Source organism: Nosocomiicoccus massiliensis (genome assembly GCF_000438455.1).
Lineage (GTDB): Bacteria > Bacillota > Bacilli > Staphylococcales > Salinicoccaceae > Nosocomiicoccus > Nosocomiicoccus massiliensis.
Window position 1 is genome coordinate 1 of the sequence record NZ_CAVG010000027.1, and the last position, 2,218, is coordinate 2,218.

Below are 2,218 nucleotides of genomic sequence, written 5' to 3' on the forward strand. Positions count from 1 at the left end.
CAATAATTGTCACGTCGACATTTAAATTAGATAGTATAGATGCAAGTTCTAATCCAATGACTCCACCGCCGATAATACCTACAGATTTAGGCAGTTTTTTTTGAGATAAAAATTCTCTACTCGACAATACAAATTCCCCATCAAATGGTAAAAAATCAAGTTCGATCGGTTTAGACCCAGTCGCTATAATGACATAATCATTTTTAATGATAATAGAATCGTCTTCAGTTTCTACAGCGATTGTGCCTGCCATCGGAGAGAAAATTGACGGCCCTAATATCCTCCCATGACCATAGTAAACGTCAATTTGATGTTTTTTCATGAGTGATGACACACCGTTATATAAAGTGTCTACAGTTTTATTCTTTTTATCAATGATTTTTTCATAGTTAAAATTCAATGCTTCAGAAATTCCGAATTCAGATAACTGATTGGCTGTTTTTATTAAATTTGAAGTGTTCAGCAAACTTTTCGTTGGTATACAACCGTTATGTAGGCACGTGCCACCGAGTTTCTCTTTTTCGATGAGTGCGACAGTAAACCCGAGTTGTCTTGCACGTATCGCAGCTACATAGCCACCTGTACCTCCACCGAGTATCGCGATGTCATATGACTTTTCCATAAAACCCTCCATAAGTCACTGGTCAGACCAGTGAAAGTTGTAAAAAAATATACCACTTGCTCGCATTTTCTATATAGACTAGAATAAATACGATGAAACAAATGTATTATCTCCTATTATACATTAACAAACGATGATTTCATTAACAGACTATTTAATTATGTTGAGTAAGGTGTTTGATTACATGAAAAAAATAATTGCACTATTAATATTAGTGATTCCTGTCTTTATTGCAGGATATGGCGTAAAATTAATTCGCGACAGTATATTCGGTATCACAATTGATCCATTTAGTTCTCTTGTCCTTCAATTTATTGTAGGGTTAGTACTCTTAGTGTTCGGAGTTTGGTTCGTTGCGGGATACGTCCTTCATAGAGAACGAAAAAATAAACGAGTTCAAGAGCGATTTAAAGCAAAAGACGAGTAAACAAATTACTGTTTACTCGTCTTTATTAACTCTTTTGCGTTTTTTATCGCTGCGTCATTAATCGTTGACCCACTTAACATGCGTGCAATCTCTTCAACATGTTCATTTTCATCTAAATATTCAGCTTTCGAAACAGTACGATCATTAACGACTATTTTATACACGTGTAAATGATGGTCTGCCACCGCTGCGGCTTGAGGTAAATGAGATATCGCAAATACTTGTCTCGTCTTAGCGAGTAGCTTCATTTTTTCTGCCATTTTAGTCGCTACTTTACCACTGACTCCTGAATCGATTTCATCTAAAATTACGAGTGCTTGATTTTCAAACATTGAAAAAATCGATCTTAGCCCTAAATTAATACGTGAAACTTCTCCCCCTGAAGCCACTTTGTTTAATGGTTTTAACGGTTCACCTTTATTTGTCGTTATAAAAAATTCAACGTTTGAAAATCCGAGTGAGTTAAATTGAGTTTCTTTTACTTCAATTTTAAACTGAACATCTTTCATATCGAGGTCTTCTAGTTCTTTCACAATCGCATTTTCTAAAAAGTCTTTACGGTCAAGACGAATGTCATGTAACTTTTTAGCATATACATTTAATTGTTTAAATACTTTTTCTTTTTCATTGATTAATTCTTCATATGATTGACTAAAGTTTTTTAAATCATTAATATCCGTCTCTAATTTACGCTCTAAACGTAATAAACCTTCAAATGTCTCATTAAATTTACGTTTTAACTGATTAATACTATTTAAACGGTCTTGGATTTCGTTTAAACGTGCTCCATCGTATTCTAACGTACTCAAATCATTCGTAACTTCACTATTTAACTCAGTTAATAAATGATAACTCTCTTCGAGTTTTTCAGTATATATAGAATACTTATCATCAAATGGTGTAATTCCTTCAAGCTGATGCACGACATCATATAAAAGAGTCTGAACACTAATTTCACCGTCTAAAATCGATTTAATTTGTTCGAACTTTTCATTGACGTTTTCAAAATTCATTAAGTATTCGAGTTCTTTTTCTAAATCGTCTTCCTCAGTTTCTGTAGTGAAATTCATTAATTGAAGTTCATTATACTGGTGTTCTAATAGTTCTAGTTGTTCTAATCGATTACGATCTTTATATTCGAGTTCTGCGATTACGTTTTTGTATCGCTT

Annotated in this window: 3 protein-coding genes; 1 reads left to right on the forward strand and 2 read right to left on the reverse strand. The window is 33.4% G+C overall.

Annotated elements, in window-relative coordinates:
- Positions 1-622, reverse strand: a 622-nt coding sequence (locus tag TJ68_RS01375) for an FAD-dependent oxidoreductase (protein ID WP_040928329.1), incomplete at its 3' end; no start/stop codon positions are given.
- A gap of 184 nt (positions 623-806) precedes the next feature.
- Here TJ68_RS01375 and TJ68_RS01380 point away from each other — a divergent pair.
- The gene (locus TJ68_RS01380) at positions 807-1,049 is read left to right on the forward strand and encodes a DUF2627 domain-containing protein (protein ID WP_040928330.1); all 243 of its coding nucleotides are present in this window, start codon (positions 807-809) and stop codon (positions 1,047-1,049) included.
- 5 nt (positions 1,050-1,054) lie between these two features.
- Here the strand turns inward: TJ68_RS01380 and TJ68_RS08465 are convergent.
- The coding region (locus tag TJ68_RS08465; protein ID WP_040928331.1) for a DNA repair protein RecN at positions 1,055-2,218 on the reverse strand (1,164 nt) is incomplete at its 5' end.